Origin of the sequence: Streptomyces sp. NPDC127084, assembly GCF_042724175.1 — a bacterium.
Classification (GTDB): domain Bacteria; phylum Actinomycetota; class Actinomycetes; order Streptomycetales; family Streptomycetaceae; genus Streptomyces.
In genome coordinates this window covers 1-1876 of record NZ_JBHXFA010000342.1, presented here as the reverse complement: position 1 = coordinate 1876, position 1876 = coordinate 1, and the positions used below count along the sequence as shown (strand labels likewise).

The following is a 1876-nucleotide window of genomic DNA, read 5'->3' as shown; positions in this document are numbered from 1 at the left end:
CTCCAGGCGGAAGCCGTGGCGGGCGACCTGCGCTGGGTCGAAACGAGACTGACCCAGCGTGGCCCCACCGCACCGTGGAGCGACCTCGGCCGCATCGACACCCCCCGCGCTCGTGCGGCAGCACTCTGTCTCGCCCAAGCCGCCCACCTGCTCCGGCCCACGGATCCCGAGCGGGCGCTCCCCGGCGTTCTCTACAGCCGCCTCCAGCCCAACCCGTACTGGGGCGATCAGGTCGTCGCGCGTCAGGGGGATCCGACCCGGCATCCGCTCCTGGTGAATCGATGGACTCCGCCCCATCACCCCGCGTCAGTCGTCCAACGCACTTTTTCCGGCTACGGCAGGGGAGTGTGGCTGCTGACAGTCCTGCCGGACGGGGCACGGCTCGCCACCGCCAGCTACGGCGGGTCGGCGCGTATCTGGGACGCGGCGTCCAGAACTCATACGGCCACACTCACAGGTCACACCCGGCAACTGCGCTCGATATCAGCGACACCGGACGGAGCCCGGCTCGCCACCGGCGGTGACGACCGTACGGCACGGGTCTGGGACCTGGCGTCCGGGACCTGCCTCGCGACGCTCGCCGGCCATACCAGGGCGGTGCACTCGGTGACGATCACCCCGGACGGGGCGCGGCTCGCCACCGCCAGTTACGACGGCTCGGTGCGGATGTGGGACGTGCTGTCCAGGAGGTGCACCGCCGTCCTCGCCGACCACCTCGATCTGGTCAAGCTGATGGCGATCGCACCGGACGGCACCTGGCTGGCCACCTCCGGCGAAGACCGCTCTCTACGGCTCTGGGACTCGGCGTCAGGATCCCGCCTCGCCCACCTGACAGGTCACACCAAGCCCCTCACGGCGGCGGTGGTGGCACCTGACGGGTCATGGCTCGCGACGGCGTCCGAAGACTGCTCTGTGCGGCTCTGGGATCTGGCAAGCAGAAGCTGCCGTGCCACGCTCGACGGCCATACCGAGAGGGTGACGGCGGTCGCGGTCACGCCCGACGGAAGATGGCTCGCCACAGCCGGCCTTGACCGCACCGTGCGGATCTGGGACGTCGTCAGACACCGAACCGTGGCCCTGGTACGCACCGAAGGGCCACTCCACGCGTGTTCCTGGGGGCCCGACAGTCAAAGCCTCGCGGTGACCGGCCGCCACGGGGTGTATCTGTTCGGGCTGTTGCTTTGACACACCGTCCAAGTGCGAACGCCCAACAGCCTGGTACCGCAACAGGTGATCGCGATCAGCGCGTTGGAGGGGACGCGTCGGCATCCGTTCGTCGGCCGCTACGACATCACCGGCTCGCGGGCCGCCGGAACCTCCACAGAGCTCGTCCTTCACGTACACGAGAGCCTGCTTCCCGAGCTGGACCGAGAAAGCGCAGAGAAGGCGGCTGCGTGCCTATCGCACCCCCGCCCCTCCAGCCGGCCGACTCGGCACAGCCTCCGCATTCCTGGCAGCCGCCGCCGCGACGATCGCCAGGTCCTCGCCCGAGAAGCCGGCGCGGCTCAGCACCGCCAGGGATTTGTTCGTCGCCACCGTGCACAACGCCAGCTCCACCGCCTCCCGCTCACCGGCCCCCGCCGCCAGCAAGGCCTGCTCCAGTTGCGCCCGCAGGCCGTCGATCATGGCGCGGACCATCGCCCGGCCCTCCTCATCCAGCGCCGGGAACTGCGTTGCCGACACCGTGACCAGGCAGCCGTCCGGGACCGCCGGGTCGGCGATGCGGTTCAGGGCGACCTGACTGTAGGCGGCAACAAAGGCGCTGGGGCTCGGGTGCGGGCCGGACAGCGCCTGCTCGTACAGCGGGTGGTACGTCTGCGCGTACCGTTGGAGGCTTTTGCGGAAGAGGGCGCTCTTGTCGCCGAAGGTGCCGTAG

Annotated in this window: 2 protein-coding genes; one reads left to right on the top strand and one right to left on the bottom strand. The window is 70.0% G+C overall.

Annotation, left to right across the window (positions count from 1 at the left end; translation table 11 throughout):
- Positions 1 to 1185 (top strand): WD40 repeat domain-containing protein (locus ACFWI9_RS34055; protein ID WP_387169122.1); only part of this gene is annotated, 1185 nt, incomplete at its 5' end.
- Between the two features lie 213 nt (positions 1186 to 1398).
- Here ACFWI9_RS34055 and ACFWI9_RS34050 read toward each other — a convergent pair.
- The coding region (locus tag ACFWI9_RS34050; RefSeq protein ID WP_387169120.1) for a TetR/AcrR family transcriptional regulator at positions 1399 to 1876 on the bottom strand (478 nt) is incomplete at its 5' end.